We start from the raw sequence: 18636 nt of genomic DNA, 5'->3' as shown, positions 1-18636 counted from the left end.
TTAGACCAAGTTGTAAATATCACCTATTTTAATTGATTTCTTCCGGTATTTTAAATAAACAAAGAGTAACTAATGCTTCAAAAATATTGTCGCCGAATTTATATAATGAGCTTGCATTTTTACCAAACACCTGTCCGATTGAGCGATAAACATAATTAAATAACCACGAAACGCTTCACCTACTACAACAAAAGGCTCATTTATCCGCGCCTCAAATTCCTCAAAGTCTACTTTTTCATAATAATTCCCTACTGTTTCTTCAGGGCTAAAATGAAATGTTTCTATACTTCCGTCAGGGTGTTTAAATTTATATGTCATCCCACCAAAAACGGTTAATACATCAATCACAGAATCACACACTAAGATATCCCATCAATTCCGAAAAATTACAGATTTAGTTACGTCAATCTTATTATTTGGATTCCAGCCTGCCTGTAGTAGTATGTTTCTCGTTTTTACCGACAAATTCTCCATAAGCACTCTTTACCAATTCCCTCTCTCAAATCATCATTATCTATTTCTTTAACAAATACCGACATCCACAATACGGTATGCTCAATTGGATCAGTTTCAATATATATACCATTTGAACTAACATAGACTTCTTCAAAATCATGATATTGAAAACTCGGCTCTATTTTGAGCACCTCATCAATATGCATCCCAATATGTATCTTGTTAAATAATAACCCTTTGTAATCTTTCAATGCCGTTATCTTAAAGAGCTTCCCATTCATCAAATTGAACCACAAGTCTACAGAATCTTTAATTTCGTATCTAATAAAAAACTTTGTAAACAACCTTGACTTCTCATCCATATTAACAATTAAATCGTAGAACTGGCTTATATGACTATAAAGCTTAATCCCTCCAAGTCCTACCCAAGGAACAATAGGTAAATTGTTATCAATAACTCTACTCACTTCCTTTACAGAAACTAGGATAAATTCTCTCAGTTTTGCTTTACTCTGGACAGCTTTGCATTTATAAATTTCCCTCGAATTAGAATTTCTTATTAATATATTTACAAGCCGCTTCGAGATCTTTAAATATCCATCCAATTTTATCTATGGGTTCTTTACTATCAATTCCTAATAATAATGTTCTAACTGCCTCTTCACAGCCCGTTCCAACAATAACAGCTAATGGTAATGCCTCATTAGGGTATTTATCTGCACTAATATTAAACACATAGTCTAGCATATCTCCCCATTCATAATTTAAATCTTGTAGATCAATAATAATGGCACCAGGATCCCATACTTCCATTGCTGCCTTTCCCATAGCATTCATATAAATAGCATCAGTATTTCCAGCAGATCCGAACCCGTATGTTCCAGAATACTTTATTACTAATATTTCCAATTCTTCTGAAACCCCAAAATAATAATCAACTCGAATATCACTTAGTTGAGAAAGTTCAACTTTCTTAAGATTTTTCATATAATTCCTTTCTATTAAAATTTTCAGAGCCCTCAATCAGCTATTGATTATTCTAATTCAAAGTTGGAGAGGTTTATCTCTTTTATGTAATACAAATAATTATTAGCAGAAGAAGAAACTTCAATGAAACTTTTATCAAGGCTATCAATATTTATCCATCTAAAAACTGAGGTAAGTTGTTTATCCATTCTTCAAAGCTTGTATTGTATTCCTCAATATTAAAAATCTTCACTAGAATTGTAATATACAGGTGATACTGGGCCGTATTTTGCATTTATACAAAAATAATCACCGTTACCAATCTCGAGGAATGGAATCATATTTGCATTCCAATTGCCATTATTAATCTCATAATCATACACAAACGTAATTAAATCATTCCCATTATTTTTTCCTGTTGATACGTTTAAAATGCCTGGTAATACATATTTAGAAATTAAGTTAAAAAAATATGTAAATTCATCCCCAAATCTGCAATTAAATCTTTTTTCTACTTTTTCCCAATCATTTAAGGAAGGTGGATCTAATTTATCCCATTCTCTATCCAACACTTGAGATAAAACCGCTTCCACTTCATCATATGTCATATTACATTACCTCCCTAAGGATGGTTTAATTTTTGGTAATTCACGCCATTCATAACCATTCTTTCTATTCAAATCTCGTAAAATTCTTCTACCGCAATGACTTCCATAGACGTACAATAAAATTCAATAAATTCGAATCCATCATTTTCACCATATCCACTATCATCATGTACATGATAACGCTGGCTGCTCACCAAACCTTGCTCTTTCATATCATGAACAATTAAATCCCTAGACAGTGGAAAAGTTGTTGCTTTTCTTATCGTTAAATCGTCAACATGATAATATCTAATCCTTATTTTGAAAGGTTCTTTTGTTTCTATAAAGGTAATATGAAAGGTAAGATCCAGTGTTCCAACATAGTTATCTTCAACATCATTTTCAACATTATATTCAATCTTTACGATTCTCTCATAAACCCAAGCACCGTCTAATCTCTGTTTAATTAGTTCTTTGTTTTTTAAATGCACTATGCTCTAACCTTCTTTTCATTTGGTAGTCTAAGATATAACCAAAACCAATCAAGCTCCTATTATCTGTGCTTTTTTGCAACCTCACTATCTGGTTTTATTTTCAAGACTTTTTCAGCCAGTATTTTAGCCTCTTGATCATTTAATAATTTATCAGGTATAGCATTAAAAAATAATAAAAATTCTTTAAGCTCTACATCATCTCCATCCCAGTCGATTGCCTTTTTAGCGTGATAAAATGCTGCCTGATAAGCCCCCTCTAAATGACATAATGGGTGAGATAAAATAATTGAAGCTATATAGTGAAGGAAAGCTGTTTCCCTACATTTTAATAAATCTAAAACAAAAGAATAATATATAATACTTTCTGATTTATAACACAACTCCAATATATAATCCTCAAATTCATCTTTAGTCAAACCATCCACTAAAGCTTTCGCTTCTATAAATTTTAACGAAAGAATGCAGTTTTCTAACCTAATTTTCATTGTAGTTTCACCTCTTATAAAGCTGAATCATTGTCTACATAAAATTTCATTAATTTATCTTCCATATATATTCCAGGAATATCTAACTTAACATATCCTTTCATTATGATACACTCTTTTTCCTACTTCCTTCTCTCTGCTAATTCCAATAATTAATAGTTCATGCATAAAAAAGAATGAATTTCTTCTACAGAAATATTTCACATAAAATTACGATACTTTAGTTTTCCTTATAAAATCCTGATAATTATCATTTAAAGTCTCATTAAGAAAGTTTTTTCAATAGACTTGTTGAAAGAACAGAACAATAATGTAAAGGATGATTATATGAAACAAAAGCTCTTACCCATATCTGCAAAAGAGCGGATTGAAACACTCGATGTATTAAGGGGGTTCGCATTATTAGGAATCATATTAGCCAATATTGTTTGGTTCCTTTACCCCGCCTATATGCAGGAAGATTTAAGTTTTAAAAATGAATGGACTTCTTTTTGGAATGACGCCGATTATACAGTTAAAACTATTCTTACTATGTTTGTCGATGGAAAATTTGTCATGCTCTTTTCCATGCTATTCGGTTTTGGCATGGTCATCATGCAGGAAAGAGCTGCCGCAAAGCAACTAAATTTTTGGGGAATTTATTCTAGACGACTTATTGCGTTATTTATTTTCGGTTGTATCCATGCCTATTTCATTTGGTTTGGAGATATTTTAACAGACTATGCAATTTTAGGATTATTACTCCTTCTCATGCATAAGTTAAAACCCAACGCTATGTTAATCATTAGCTTAACTTTATATAGCTTACTTTTGGGATCATTAACGTTTGGAGCTCTATCTTCCGATTCTACTACGACAATGTCAATGCCTATGTCAGAGGAAAGTCGTCAGCTCATGCAAGTTACGATCGATGCTCATCAAAATGGAAATATTCAAGAATTAATGGATGCTAATTTTATGGAAAGAACTTTTTATACAATGCGTAATGGGCTATATATTCTTTTTCTAGGCAACCCTATATTTTATTTATTTTCAAATCTTCCGTACTTACTAATGTTCTTATTCGGAGCAGCTGTTGCGAAGAAAAAATGGCTTCATCGTTTTGAAGAATACCGAAAAGAATTTTTCATTACATGGTTACTAACATTGATTTTTGGTGGGACATTAGGCTGGATCTTACCTTTCTTTTCAGAAAATTTTTCTGCTGTCCAATATATTAGTTCGCCACTCCTAACAATCTTTTATGCCATTAGCTTAATCTTTATTTATCAAACGGTGAAAGGGAAGAAAGTTTTACAGTGGTTAGCGTTCCCAGGAAGAATGGCATTCACAAACTATATCGGCCAATCTATTATATGTACATTTTTATTTGGACCATTTGCATTCGGCGTATACGGAAAACTCCACTTAACGACAGCTATTATCATTGCCATTGTCATTTTTGTTTTCCAAGTGATTTTTAGTAAGCTTTGGTTATCCAAATTCCGCTTCGGGCCACTAGAATATGTTTGGAGGTCATTCACTTATTTAGGTATTAACAAGGAATCTAAAAATGCATAACTTAGGTGCTGATCAACTGTGAGTTCTCGATAAATTAAGGATTCTTTTCGATAAACTGAACTAAGGGGCTGCCAGTTGACAGCCCCTCTGTTCCATCAAGCCTGTCTTTTTATTTCACTTAATGGGAATTAACAGGAATTTTCACTCATTTAAAGTATGTATAATTAGAAAGGTCATTTATAGTAGCAAGAAAGGATTGATAAATAATGCGCATTCATTAAAGCAGGCAATAGCTTTACAAGCAGTAGAGGAGTCAGTTACTTATACGGATAGTAAATTAGGTGGACAGCCTTATTGTAAGTTAGGTGATAACTTTCCTGTACATAGTAGTGGCACACCTTATATGTTTTTGGCACAGCTTAATTTTTCTCAGCTACCTTTCTTGGAAGATTATCCACAGCAAGGGCTTCTACAGTTTTTTGTGTTGGCAGATGAGGATTATGGCGTTTGCGAGGATGGTTATTATTGTCGGTATTATGCGGACTTTGAGCCCTCTCATGATATAGAGCCTTTTTCTGATGAGGAAATGGAGTATGAGCTATGTGAACCAATTATCTTTGGTGGCCCTTATGCATTTAAGGCATCATTACGAGAAGAGCTAGTACCATACACAGATCCTCGCTCCGTTCATTATGACTTACCAATGGAGAACTCTGCATATTCAAAGTATTTTGATCAAACAGATGGTAGTGGTACGAAAATAGGTGGCTATGCATTTATGGATAAAAATAGTTTTGATGAGAAGAATAATGGCAAGGCTGAGCTGCTGTTTCAATTAGATATGGAGGGTGATGCCCAAAAGACATATGCCATGATAGCAGACTCTGGCACATTACAATTTTTTATAGAGCGAGATAATCTAATCGCAAAGGATTTTTCTAAACTTTATTATTATCTTTACAGTTTGTAATAGAAATCGTATAACTAAGGCAGTGGCGCCTTCGCGTGTAAATATGCCTCAATCGTAAGAGTCAAAAATATTTGAAAGGATGACGTTTCCCATGAATTTCTTGCCTTCTGAAGAATTAGAACTCTTTTCACAAGAACTACAACACCTCCTGTCTCCAACCATTCTTTTCGACTTTTTGAATCAGATTCCCTTCCTCATCATAAGAGAATGTGGCCTCTCTTGTTTCAAGCAATCTACTTCCGGCACCATAGACACGATCTGTCTTTTCTTTTGTTTCATACAAATTCCTGACACCTTTGAATTAGCCTCTCTAGCAGCATGTAGTCTTCTATTATCTACTGAGAAAACATCGTTCACTCCGGCCCCTTGTTTTAATAATCTATCTTGAACTTTCGGTGGAAGATCTGTTAATTTCACAAGTCTTATTGGTTCTACCTGTTTTTAATAGTTTGGGTTATTCTTTAACTGTTCGATAAAACATTAGGGCTAGTCGAATCGCTAAAATTTGCACCAATATTGTTTAAGATAAAAAAGTAGCATAGATCCCTAAATATCAGGAGTTATACTACTCTAATTGATCTACAATAGCTTTCTTTATACAAGTTATTTGAAAAAATGATATCAATGTAAGACATTAAATACATTATTTTTTCAATTGCATATACTTCAAATTATTAGTATTCACATAATCTATTTTACCTAATCCTCCCCTCATTCCAATAACAAAATATTCTTTGTATACAACAAGTGAATTAGGTACAAATGCACTAAATGGCAAACCCTCGAAAATAATATTCTTTTTAAATAAATCATCTTCACTAGATATTTCAAATAAGTTTTCACTTGAAATTATATACAGGTGACTATTGTATATATAAAAAGCATTCGGGCACTCTTTTAAGTCAATACACTCCTTATAAGAAATGTAATCCCCATCATATACTAGCTGATATAAATATCCTATATTTTCATACATATGTTCTAATCCCTCTAGAAAAAATAAGTCTCCATTATATTCAAATATAGATTTTATATTACCTTTTTTTAATAATATTTCTGTACAATCAGGATAAATAACTTTTAAATCCCCTCCCCATTCTCCATAATCAGTACCAACTATTTTCAAACCTGAATACTCGTATTGTTTAAGTTGCTTTTCACGATACCTAGAGATAACTAGTTCTTTATTTTCTATTTCAACATAATAATGCTTTGAATTATTTATTATTTGTAACCATTCATGACTTCCTTCATTTGGAGTTTTGACACATTTAAAGTCTTCCCATAATGGCATAAGTTTTTTTACCTCCCCTGATAGACTATTTCTTAGTTAGTCATGTTTTGTCATTCACAAATAAAAAAGTAATAGTTACAACACGAACTATAAAATCTGAAAAATCCAAAAAAACCACAAAACCCTTTTACCTTTTCAGGCAAGACACAACTCCATTTTCCATTTTTTTGAGCCCATCACTTGGTGTACCTAAATATGAAGTATGGCCATTAGGTGCCATAGCATGTATCCGTTTATCTGCATCTGAAAATACATTACTATCATATTTTAGATTTTCTGCTCCATGCGTGTGATAATCTCCGACTATTGTAGCGTCTTTAGGGACTAAGTGTTTAGCAGATGCAGGTCTAAAACCAGCTTCTGTTCCCTGAATCGGTCTAGTAGGATAGAATTTCCCATTTTTTTCGTAAATTAATCCTCCGAATTCTAGATCCTTCTGGATTGATCTTCTATTAGCATTAGTTAAAACAGCTATTGCAGCTTCATCCTTTGTTTTATAAACCCCAAAAACTTTACTTCTTAAACCAAGTGAATCAATCCAACTATTAGTATCTTTTACATATCCATAAAGTGTAGGATTTCCACCCGCAAGTCCAATCGGGTCTATTTGAGTATAATTCCCTTGTTCTGGGTCGTAATACCGGAATCGATTATAATACAATCCTATTTCTACATCTTCATACTGTCCTTGATATCGGAATGGAACAAAGTCTTTCTCACCTGTAAATTCATTCTCTCTACCGTAGATATCAAGTTCTGCTGACCAAACCCTATTACCTTGTTCATCATATGCCTCTACAGGCGTTCCAAGATAATCACTAATAATACTGTAATTACCTTCATTCGTCATTTTAGCTGTAGGGATAAACCCATCATTAAACACCCATGTGACTAGATTATCTGGTATCTCAGACTTGTTCTGTGAAGAATATTCCACTAGATTTTCAAATATATCTGAATTATTCCGCAAGAAATACTCATGAAGGATAGTATTCCCATCCCATACGAAACTCATAGTTTTATCGTCTGAACTTTTCTCTATCCGTCTACCTAGCGAGTCATACTTGAAAGTAACTTCTGCTCTGTCTGGTTTGATGACCTTCGACATCATGCAATTGCCGTTATATTCGTATTTCCACGTATCACCGTTCTTCTCAACTTTCTGAATCAAATTACCTTCATCATCATAAGAGAATGTTGCTTCTCTAGTTTCAAGCAATCTGCTTCCTGCACCGTAGACACGATCTGTCTTTTCTTTTGTTTCATACAAATTCCCGACATCATCAACACTGCGGTGTAAGAAGTCAAATTGACCGCCTTGATTGGACCAAACGAGGTTACTGAATTCATCGTAACCATAGGTAACTTTTACACCTGTTAACTCATTTACCATGCTTCGTAAGCGATGATTGGCGTCCCAATTATATACTCTTCTTCGTGTATCGCGGTTTTGACTACTTACTCGATGGTGTGTTGGTCTACCCGTTACGTCATACTGCCATTTACTGATGACATCCCCTGGTAAGATTCTCTCAATTTCTTGACCGAGTTCATTGTACTGCATGGATGCTGTCCATTGTTCTTGCTCTGAGCGAGAGGCTGTGATTTGTGACACATTGCCCATTTCATTACGAGCGACATCGATTTTTGCACCTAAGCTACTCGTAATTTGTGAACGATTGCCTATTTCATCATAGCCACTTGTAATCCAATGGTCATTTTGCCATTCCTTGATCACTTGTCCAGTTGGGTCTAGCTCTAGCTTTACGGCCACATGCTCATTTTCAGTCTCAATTAACGAACCATTTTTGTCATAGCCAAACGTTTCCCAAGTGTCATCATAATAATCAGCCCGAATGACATTTCCTAGATTATCATGTCGATATGCTGTCCAACGATCACCAGGTCGTTGAATTCTCTGAACCAACCCTGCCAGACTTCGCTCATACGTTCTTTCTATCTCATCAAAGCCGATTTCCTTAATGATATTCCCTTTCGTATCGCGTTCAAACTGATACGTTTCGCCTTTTTCATTGATGACAGCGGTTAACTGCTCCTCTGTATCATAGGCGAATTTAACTTTCTTTCCACCTTGTTCTCGAGATATCAAACTGCCAAACATGGTGTAATCAAAGGCTACTTGCGTATGGTTATCTTTAGCAAAAATTACATCATCATAGGCATTGTACTTTAATTGAACGTCGTTTCCATCTGATAGATTTGCACGTACAAGACGATTCAAACTATCGTAACGGAATTTCTCTGTGGTCCCTAGCGGATTTTTCCTGTCAAGCTTTCATTAATGATCTATAAATCTTTAATATAAAAAGGCTTAAAAATAATGGTTTTAGTTTCAGGTGTAAAAAAAGCTGTCTCAAAAGATACACAAAAAACATATGTAAAGAAAGTTCCCTTTACATATGTTTCGGAAGCTTATTAATAAGCCAATATTATTTTAAAAGCCTTTTTCTAAGTACATTGTGTAAAAAAAACACCTGGGTCATTCTGGTCATTATCTTTATTTAAAAACAAATATCCGATCGAGTCACTTAAGCTAAATATATTATGAAACCCTTCTGGAAAATCACCGCCATAAATTTGTATACAAAATTGATAATTATCTAAACCTAAGTCTTCTAATTGTAACAGAGATGGTTTTGACCCTATTAACGAACCACAGTAAATCTCTATATCATCAAAATCTTCTTCATCTAGTTCTTCCGAATACTCTAAATCCTCTATTTCCACCTCGTCTCCCAAAATGAACTCTTGTGCTGGTATTAGGAAATCTGATTCATTACGAATATCACCTACTTCGTGCAATAAAACTCTTGTAAATCCTTGTTTAATGTTTTTTAACTCTTCTTTATCTCCATGAAAAGTGATTAAATCTAAAAAGTAATCATCTTTTTTATACGTTGTAAAAACCGATAGGATACGTTCATTTGGTAAATTTAAATTTAGAGTTTTATTAAGAAAATTCGTGGGCAAACTTAATACGAGTGTTAATTTATCTCCATTTGGATTTAATGGCCAATCAATATTTTTAGGTAAGAAACTGTATCCCCCAATTCGTGGTACAACGGATTCATTTCCAACATTTTCAAAAATAATCTCAACTGACATATTGTCAACTCCATCCTCTACATTTTTTTCTTACAAGGTTTTTGTAAAACTTCTCAGATTCTTTCCTAAGTTCTCTTGCTCTACTTGCTGGTATTCCAGCTTTTCTTAATGCTCCCTGGGTAATATCTAACTCTCGCTTTATATTTTTATGAAATTCATTTTCTCCAAGATTATATAGCGTAGACCTGATTTGACGTTCATGCCAATGCGCTCCTCCGACTTGTGTATGATGTGGATTATCCAATGCTATAGATGGATTTCCTCCTAGTCTTCCGTTTTTCTTTGCCAATCCTTGTTGATATAAAAACTCATGCCTAATCAATTCATGTGCCTGTAAACCATCGCCTTTATCTTTTTTACCATTTAAGCTTCGATAAGTACCTAATTGAAACAACTTCGCTAAACCAAAAGGATCAACTTCAACTAATGGATTATTTACATACCCATAAAGTGTAGGATTATTCCCCGTAAGCCCAATTGGGTCAATCTGAGTATATATTCCCTCGCTTGCTGAGTAATAGCGGAATCGATTATAGTACAGTCCAGTCTCTTCATCAGCATATTGCCCTTGGTATCTGAACGGAATAAAGTCACGATCACCAGTGAATTCCTTTACTCGACCATAAACATCAAGTTCAGCTGACCAAACCGTATTACCTTCTTCATCAAAGGATTCGACAGGCGTTCCAAGATAATCACTAATAATACTGTAATTACCTTCATTCGTGATTTTAGCAGAAGGTATGAACCCATCATTAAACACCCATGTGACTAGATTATCTGGTATTTCGGAGTTAATCTGTGAAGAATGCTCCACTAGATCTTCAAATTTATCTAAATTATTATTATTATCCATAAAATACTCATGTAGGATAGTATTCCCATCCCAAACGAAACTTGTTGTTTTCTCGTCAGAACTCTTCTCAATTCGTCTACCTAAAGAGTCATACTTGAAAGTAACTTCTGCGTTGTTTGGTTTGATAACTTTTGCCATCATGCCATTGCCAAAGTACTCGTACTTCCACGTATCACCATTCTTTTCAATTTTCTGAATGAGATTCCCTTCACCATCATAAGAGAATGTTGCCTCTTTCGTTTCAAGTAATCTGCTTCCGGCACCATAGACACGATCTGTCTTTTCTTTCGTTTCATACAAATTACCGACATCATCGGCACTGCGGTGTAAGAAGTCAAATTGACCGCCTTGATTAGACCAAACGAGGTTACTGAATTCTTCGTAACCATAGGTAACTTTTACACCCGTTAACTCGTTTACCATGCTTCGTAAGCGGTTATTGACGTCCCAATTATACACACGTCTTCGTGTTTCGCGGTTTTGACTACTTATTCGGTGATGCATCGGCCTACCCGTAGTATCATATTGCCATTTGCTTATGACATTCCCTGGTAAGATTCTCTCAATCTCTTGACCAAGTTCATTGTACTGCATCGCAGCTGTCCAGTGTTCTTGCTCTGAGCGAGAAGCCGTGATTTGCGACACCTTTCCCATCTCATTACGAGCGACATCGATTTTTGCGCCTAAGCTACTCGTAATTTGTGAACGGTTGCCTAATTCATCGTAGCTACTTGCAATCCAATTGTCATTCTGCCACTCCTTAATCACTTGTCCAGATGGGTCCCGCTCCAGCTTTACGGTCACATGCTCATTTTCAGTCTCAATTAACGAACCATTTTTGTCATAGCCAAACGTTTCCCAAGTGTCATCATAATAATCAGCTCGAATGACATTTCCTAGACCATCATGTTGGTAGGCTGTCCAACGATCACCTGGACGATGAATTTTCTGAACCAATCCTGCCTGACTTCGCTCATACGTTCTTGTTATCTTATCAAAGCCAATTCCCTTGAGGATATTCCCTTTTGTATCGCGTTCAAATTGATACGTTTCGCCTTTTTCATTAATGACAGCGGTTAACTGCTCTTCTGTATCATAGGCGAATTCAACTTTCTTTCCACCTTGTTCTCGAGCCTTCAAGTTGCCAAGAATGGTGTAATCAAAGGCTACTTGCGTATGGTCATCTTTCGCAAAAACGATATCATCATAGGCATTATACCTTAACTGAACGTCGTTACCATCTGAAAGATTTGCCCGTACTAAGCGATTCAAGTTATCATATCGGAACTTCTCTATAGTCCCTAGCGGATTTGTCGTTGTTGTGCAATTACCACGGCGATCATATGTCCAGGCCGAACTTGTTCCGTCTGGCAATGTCACTTGACTCAGGTTCAGATCAGCGTCATAAGCTAAGCTTACCATATGGCCTTGTGCATTTGTCACTGTTTTAATTAAATTTTGCTCATTGTAGGAAAATTCAATCTTTGTGCCATCTTCTAAAACATTTGCCTGTAATGTCCCATCTCCATTGTAAATCCACTGACGACTGCCACCCTCTGCGTTAACTGCCTGAATCAGTCTATCTTTTTCATCATATTGAGCAGATAAGGTACTGCCATCTGCAAGAGTAATCGTCACTGGATTTGCCCACTCATCGTAGCTATATGAGGTCACACGACTATCTTCATCTACTTCTTGCAGTAATTCAAAGTCTCCGTTATATTGATAGCTAACTTCACTTCCATCTGGATGAACTATTTTCGTACAGATGTTATCGTCGTTAAAATAATAATAACTCTTATGGCCTAAGCTATTCGTAATTTCGTTATAGCCCTCGTGATAGGAAATCTCACCTGCAAGGACATTGCCATCTCCCCATGTTTTAATTACTCGTGCACCTGTAGTTGGGCCATCATAGCGCCAGAAGAAGCTATTTTTATTGCGATCTGTTTTTTGCATCATTAAGTGATTAACATATTTAATATGTGTACTTTGCCCTAACGCATCTTGGATTTCGATTAAATCTTGTCCATCATTGTAAACATAGCGAACTAAGACTTCACGGCTCATCTGGTTACGTAAGGCAACTTCTGTCATTCTGCCTACCTCATCAGTCGTAACCTCGAGCACTCTACCAACACTGTCTGTTACTTGAGATAGGAACCCTTTAAGGTTATACGCAAATTGAATATGATGCTCTTGCTCATTTTTTACTTCTTTTAATCGGTATGTTGTTTCTGTTGTTTGTTCAAATACATAAATTAATCGTGTATCATGCTCAAATAAATGATACTCCTCGCCTGTATTTGTTAAAGTCATTCTTTCTCGTTTGTTAAAATAAGGTAAGTTTATTGGTAAAATTGGAAACCCTATCGCACGACCATCCGTTACAACTATCCCAATCAAGTCTTCTTCTTCAAAAATCTCTAAGGCTAGATCGTATGTAAAGTGCATACCATGACCTGACAAGCCTATCCGACTACTATCACTGTACCATGCGCGTTCCCATGAAAGGGGGATTGGCCCAGGTAGTTCAAAATCGACGCCTTCATAAACCATTCGCCCTGTAATTAAATCAACGGGTTCAAAACCCCATTTACAGAATTTTTCACTTAAACCTTGTGTACAATTAAATTTCTTTAATACCCCATGATTAAATTTTGTTAGCCCAGCTTTGGCCATAGCTTTCATTCCGTCTACTGCCTTCGATGCAGCGAGCAATTCATCCATCGACGAAATGACTTTATCTGCGGCCGTCTTCACAGCCTTAGATGCTTTGTTAGCTAGTTCCGCTAGTCCCTTTACTGCATCTAAGGTTTTAGATACTTTCGGATAAGCTGCCTTCATCCCTTTTGCTACTGCTTTTGATGCATCCATTACCTTATCAGCAGTTTTTACAAGTTTTGACGCTTTATTGACCTTGTAAGCTGTCTTTGCTGCATCACCAACTACTGGGACCGCACCTACTATGTTCATGGCTGCATCCATGTAATTCCCTCTTGCCAAGCTAATTCCTGCATTCGCAATATCTGCAAATGTACCGATGACAGGAATAAATCCAGCAACATCCAATGCTGCACTTACGCCATCTACTAAACTACTAAACCAGCCTTTCTTCTCTTTCTTCTCTTCTGCCTTTTGCGGGAAGATTAAGTCAACTTTCGTCGTAGCTTCAATCGCTTCTTCATTTAATTTCGGTGGTTGGCTCTTCTTCTCTATACCTTCTTGATCAATGAGCGTACTAATTAATTGTGTGTCAGCGGCCATAATCACATGACTTTGCTCCTTCGCTGATATCGCAATCCATTCTTCCGCCTCTACGGCTAGCTCTTTCATCCCACTAATTTCGAGTGTTTCATCCGCCGCTAGCATGATGGTACTGTTACTTTGAAATGTTACACCATCTCCATCATCCATCTTTAAGTCCAATACGCCATCTACTGCACTAAAAGTAATATCTCCAACACCTAATGTCACATCTTTCCCAACATTAGTCGCCAATGACTTAACGGTAGTGTCCGCCATTTTCTTCGTCTGCTTTTGTCCACCCTCTGGTGTGGCAGGATTAACACGCACCGAACTGATTACGATGGCTTCTTCTTCAACTGCACTTGGAAAATGCAATTGAGCACGCGCACCTATTTGAGGCATTAAATACATAACACCATTGGCATCTGCTGAATAAGCAAACCAATGCGCTTTTCCTTGATCCTGACTTTTATCTATATCTAAATGAATTTTAACGGTGTTTTGCGTAACATCAATGATCTTTCCTGTAAACGCTGCACCAATGAGATCTAAATTACGTACTAACCGCTGACGAATACTTTTCTCTGGTTGGGCAGTATATTGGAACTTCAACACGCCATCATCAAGATGGGTTTCCCTAGCCGTTACGATATAGGAATTCCCCTTGAATTGCACCAACGTGCCCAACTCATGGGCCTCCGTGCTTTCAAACTCACAAAAAGTATAATCTGCCTCACTCACATCCGTACCATCGTTTTCAGTAATCAGCCGGTACGCATCAACGTCCATTCGTACTATAGAAGGCAGATGGTCGATCGTTATGCTTTTCCTACTTTGAGGTGTACCAAGCCAAAATCGAGCACCTTTTCCTTTTAAATCAGGAAAAACAACAGCGTGCAAACGGGAGGCCATTCTTTTAATGAATTCCCAATCTGTTTCTAAGTATTGAATCGCAATACTACCAATGGCTTGACCGTTAGAAGCTTGGTCGATGTAATCCCCATTAGGATAGGCGCTCACGATGTTTTTTATTAACTGCACGTACGTCATGTTCGCATCTTGAAAAGAACGTGAGCGCTTTGCAATATCCATATTCGCTGTAAATGATACAGCCTCAACGGAGACATAGTGCACCCCTTGTGATGCCTGCAACTCCGCATTTTCAATTCTTCCTGAGAACAATATGGCACTGTCTCGTCCAAATTTCACAATAACTTCATCTGTATGATTGACGCGCTGAATATACTTTTGCGCTTGCTCTTCAGCGATCATTCCCGTAAAGTGCAATCTCGCATGGTCATTGCCCTTATGTTTAATAGTTAGCTTTTCTAAATGAATAAGTGGATATGGCCATTCGAGCACAAGATCCTCATACGTACTAACCATGTGTACTTCCTTTTCTTCTAGCGATTTCATTACTTACCTCCTTTCAATCAACCTCGTCTTTTAAAAACCTTGTAAGTTAAATTCCAACATGCCTTAAGCAATGGGGTTCCAAATATTCATCTCTTTTTTCACACAATTAACCGAGCCCATCGTCATTTCTCGCCTACCTAAAACAAAAACATTAAATTATAAATCTTGTTATCTAGTACTGGCGTTATGAAATCAAATAACCAATTTGTACACCGTTAATTTCATTAATGCCAATATCCAACATTTTCGCAGTTGGCTGTGTTTTTTGAAATATATTCATCATGGACTGTGTGAAATCTTTTACTTCTGCTTTTATCTGTTGTTCCGTGATTTTCAACACGACGTAGATTTTTCGTTTGTATAGATATAATCGTATCTACGACTAGATGGATATTTTTTATTCATTATTCAGGTTCCAAACACGTCAAATGTTGAAGGTATACATCCGGATTTAAATCCTCATAAAAACTCATTTCTGTAAACTCATATGTAATAATTGGGGTTCGATGTTCTTTATTCGTTTCTTCTCTTTTTCATGTTTCGTCATCTCGATAACTCTTCATCCATGAAATTCATTATGTTCTATCCTTTCATTCTTTTTATCTAATAAACTTGTATTTTTTGCATTCCTATTAAATACTATCGCTCATTTTGTTATTGAATTTATTAATTCAGTAATATCCCTAAATTAATTACATATGGAATTAAAACCATTAATTGGTTATTTTCTTCATAAATATGCTAATAAACCATAGATAAAAAGTCAACATCCATACGAACTATTATTCAGAATAGACAAAAAATCCTGTATATTAGATAAATTTGAATTTTAGTAGTTAGATATACTGTGGGAGAAATGGATAAAGTGAAACTTTAATCCTTTGGTACATGAAATGTAATTAGCGTCAAACTAAGATTGCATTCGTGTTGGAGAGAAGAGTTATAGTTGTAAAAATATGTTTCTACGATGGTGAAGGTATGCTACTGTTAATGGTAATAAAATTTAAAGTATGTATATAAATGTAAAAACCATTATGTACAATTTTACTTGTTTAAGTATGAATAAAATCACTCGCTTGCCGAGTTTAAAGTGATCAAATAACTAGCTTTCACTTTGTTAACACTCGCATTTATACATAATTTAATAATTGTTACTGTATCGTTCCGAAATAAGTAACGATACAGTAACTTCAAAACAAGAAAAAACACATGTACATGGAATAATACCATATACATGTGTTTTCATATTTTTACTATAAAGATACGCCTCGAATTTCAAGTAATGTTGAATTCATTCTACCCCTCCATTTAAACTAATGACATTTCACAGTGTTTTTCCAACTTCCCTCTTCCATTCTTCTACCTATATCAGAAAGAACGCTTCCTACATCTAACCCTTTCTTTTCTGCCTTCCTTAAAATTTGATAAATATATTTATCGTTTTGAGGACTATGAATATGTTTTCCTGCGTGATAATTTCCAAGTGTTCTTGCTGTATCTCTCCCTGGATGAACTGATAAGCTTCTTTGAGATCGTGCTGTTCCCAATAGTCTTGCTCCATTTTTAGCTATATCAGGATTTAAACCATGTCTTTCTAATAAGTCCCGCGAAAGTTCCCCATATTTAACACCATTTAACTTAGCATTACTTTTTAAAGGAACTTTATGGTGAGCAGTCTTACCAGGAGTTATTGGTCTTCCATCCGCTCGCATTGCCTTTTCTAACCAATAAGTTTGCGATAACCCCATAGGATCTATCCATGTATTAGGATCACCAAAGCGTCGGATTTTCACCAGCCAATCCAACGGATCGACTTGCGTATATATCCCCTCATCTGGTGAAAAATAACGAAATCTATTATAATATAACCCAGTTTCTATATCGTGATATTGCCCTGGATACCTAAATGGAATAAAGTCAATTGCGAATTCTTCTTTACAAGAATAGCCACTTATTTTTTTATTATCAGCGAACACTTTTACTCGACCATAAATACCGAGCTCTGCTGACCAAACTTTATCCCCATTTTCATTATAGGCTTCTATAGGTGTACCAACGTAATCATTTCGGAGAAGCTCATTTTCACGTTCTAGCTGTTCTTCACGAGATATTGTGTTTGGTTGCCTTCCTTCAAAAATTTACTGTTCCAGTTCGCTATTAACGCTGGATTATTCATGTTAAATTAAATCGCTGTATCTTGATAAGAAGCACCTGTTTGTTTAATAAACTGTAATACATTGCGCTTGAATTGAACAGAGTAAGCCTGTTTTGTTACTTTTCTACGTAATTCAACTTCTCCAAATTCTTTATAGGTACGTACCCAACGCTCAATTTGTGACTTATTTGGAATTTCATATTTTTTCGCTAATAATTTATAACCTAATGGACCTTTCAAATATTCATTAACCACATTTATTTTGAATTCTTCACTGTATTTCACCATATAAAAAACACCCCTAAAGTTAGATTTTTGACTCTAACTTTAGGGGTTCAGGACCATGACGTCCTCTTTACATATGTTTTTGTATCTATAAATAATCTTTTAACGCCAAGTAAATATACAGAATAGGCTGTAGTACTGAACTGTTTCAACTTCGTACTGTAAGGTAATGTATCAAATTCCTTTTTTAGAGAAAGTTGATTATAAATACTAATCTTAAATCACAGTGAATTGTCTATTAAATAATACTCCACATTTCGATGAATTCCGCTTGTTTGGGTACTTCCCTCTTTAACAAACATTACTCCCTTTATCTTTCCACTTTATATTCCCTAATCAAAAAAGTAGTATCATTCAATCATTCGATTCTCAGGGTCAACTACAAAATTATATTCATCGATACTCTTTGTAAAATCAAAATGTGGTAGCTTTTCAGTAGCACTAAAATTTAAAATATAGCCAAACTCTATATTTGATTTCAAATTATTCCCACAGTAACCTGTTATTCTAACTGAGTAATAGTTCTTTGACATCTGGACACTATTACAATTGTCGTAGCTTTCATCTTTTATCTCTTCATAGTTTAAGTAATAATTTTTATCCCAATCAATTATAGCAGAAATATCTGATATAATAATATTTCCGCTAGTAACATGTAGAGGAAATGGATTTGTTATAAAGATGTGATTTTCTTTAGGGATCAAAGAATTATCCTGATTAGAGTTAATTAATATTTGATAGTGATCATCAAGTTCAGGAATTTCGTATATTGGAATAATGCAACCTTTAGATATCTG

At 35.4% G+C, this 18636-nt stretch carries 17 protein-coding genes; 2 read left to right on the top strand and 15 right to left on the bottom strand.

Annotated features, from left to right (window positions below):
* Positions 1–69 precede the first annotated feature (69 nt).
* From ACFCYJ_RS11175 to ACFCYJ_RS11150, 6 genes are all read right to left on the bottom strand, one after another.
* On the bottom strand, positions 70–360 hold the full coding sequence (locus ACFCYJ_RS11175) for a hypothetical protein (RefSeq protein WP_376074056.1): 291 nt from the start codon (positions 358–360) through the stop codon (positions 70–72).
* Positions 361–455: 95 nt separating this feature from the next.
* Positions 456–923 carry a hypothetical protein gene (locus ACFCYJ_RS11170; protein WP_376074055.1) on the bottom strand — a complete coding sequence of 156 codons (468 nt, stop codon included), beginning with the start codon at positions 921–923 and terminating at the stop codon, positions 456–458.
* Positions 924–1002: 79 nt separating this feature from the next.
* On the bottom strand, positions 1003–1443 hold the full coding sequence (locus ACFCYJ_RS11165; RefSeq protein ID WP_376074054.1) for a hypothetical protein: 441 nt from the start codon (positions 1441–1443) through the stop codon (positions 1003–1005).
* A 218-nt stretch (positions 1444–1661) separates the two neighbouring features.
* Positions 1662–2030: an SMI1/KNR4 family protein gene (locus ACFCYJ_RS11160; RefSeq protein ID WP_376074053.1), complete on the bottom strand. Its 369-nt coding sequence runs from the start codon at positions 2028–2030 to the stop codon at positions 1662–1664.
* Positions 2031–2098: 68 nt separating this feature from the next.
* Positions 2099–2500, bottom strand: coding sequence for a hypothetical protein (locus ACFCYJ_RS11155; RefSeq protein WP_376074052.1), 402 nt, complete (start codon positions 2498–2500; stop codon positions 2099–2101).
* Between the two features lie 62 nt (positions 2501–2562).
* The gene (locus ACFCYJ_RS11150; RefSeq protein ID WP_376074051.1) at positions 2563–2988 is read right to left on the bottom strand and encodes a hypothetical protein; all 426 of its coding nucleotides are present in this window, start codon (positions 2986–2988) and stop codon (positions 2563–2565) included.
* Between the two features lie 327 nt (positions 2989–3315).
* Here ACFCYJ_RS11150 and ACFCYJ_RS11145 point away from each other — a divergent pair, with 327 nt between their 5' ends.
* On the top strand, positions 3316–4548 hold the full coding sequence (locus tag ACFCYJ_RS11145) for a DUF418 domain-containing protein (protein ID WP_376074050.1): 1233 nt from the start codon (positions 3316–3318) through the stop codon (positions 4546–4548).
* A 196-nt stretch (positions 4549–4744) separates the two neighbouring features.
* Positions 4745–5458, top strand: coding sequence for a YwqG family protein (locus ACFCYJ_RS11140; protein WP_376074049.1), 714 nt, complete (start codon positions 4745–4747; stop codon positions 5456–5458).
* A 136-nt stretch (positions 5459–5594) separates the two neighbouring features.
* Here the strand turns inward: ACFCYJ_RS11140 and ACFCYJ_RS11135 are convergent, their stop codons facing one another.
* From ACFCYJ_RS11135 to ACFCYJ_RS11095, 9 genes are all read right to left on the bottom strand, one after another.
* Positions 5595–5741, bottom strand: coding sequence for a hypothetical protein (locus ACFCYJ_RS11135; protein WP_376074048.1), 147 nt, complete (start codon positions 5739–5741; stop codon positions 5595–5597).
* 360 nt (positions 5742–6101) lie between these two features.
* Complete coding sequence (locus ACFCYJ_RS11130; RefSeq protein WP_376074047.1) at positions 6102–6752, bottom strand: hypothetical protein; 651 nt, start codon at positions 6750–6752, stop codon at positions 6102–6104.
* Positions 6753–6879: 127 nt separating this feature from the next.
* Positions 6880–8994, bottom strand: coding sequence for a DUF4329 domain-containing protein (locus ACFCYJ_RS11125; RefSeq protein ID WP_376074046.1), 2115 nt, complete (start codon positions 8992–8994; stop codon positions 6880–6882).
* A gap of 227 nt (positions 8995–9221) precedes the next feature.
* Complete coding sequence (locus ACFCYJ_RS11120) at positions 9222–9878, bottom strand: DUF1963 domain-containing protein (protein ID WP_376074045.1); 657 nt, start codon at positions 9876–9878, stop codon at positions 9222–9224.
* Between the two features lie 4 nt (positions 9879–9882).
* Positions 9883–15399 carry a DUF6531 domain-containing protein gene (locus ACFCYJ_RS11115; protein ID WP_376074044.1) on the bottom strand — a complete coding sequence of 1839 codons (5517 nt, stop codon included), beginning with the start codon at positions 15397–15399 and terminating at the stop codon, positions 9883–9885.
* A gap of 184 nt (positions 15400–15583) precedes the next feature.
* Entirely contained in the window at positions 15584–15739 is a 156-nt protein-coding gene (locus ACFCYJ_RS11110; RefSeq protein WP_376074043.1) for a hypothetical protein, read from the bottom strand.
* A 973-nt stretch (positions 15740–16712) separates the two neighbouring features.
* Entirely contained in the window at positions 16713–17375 is a 663-nt protein-coding gene (locus ACFCYJ_RS11105; protein WP_376074042.1) for an RHS repeat-associated core domain-containing protein, read from the bottom strand.
* Between the two features lie 206 nt (positions 17376–17581).
* The gene (locus ACFCYJ_RS11100) at positions 17582–17842 is read right to left on the bottom strand and encodes a helix-turn-helix domain-containing protein (RefSeq protein ID WP_376074041.1); all 261 of its coding nucleotides are present in this window, start codon (positions 17840–17842) and stop codon (positions 17582–17584) included.
* 347 nt (positions 17843–18189) lie between these two features.
* Positions 18190–18636: hypothetical protein (locus ACFCYJ_RS11095; protein ID WP_376074040.1), on the bottom strand; the 447-nt coding region annotated here is incomplete at its 5' end.

Origin of the sequence: Lysinibacillus sp. NPDC056232 (assembly GCF_042267565.1) — a bacterium.
Lineage (GTDB): Bacteria > Bacillota > Bacilli > Bacillales_A > Planococcaceae > Lysinibacillus.
The sequence above is the reverse complement of the archived record's forward strand: the minus strand, read 5'-3'. Positions and strand labels throughout refer to the sequence as shown.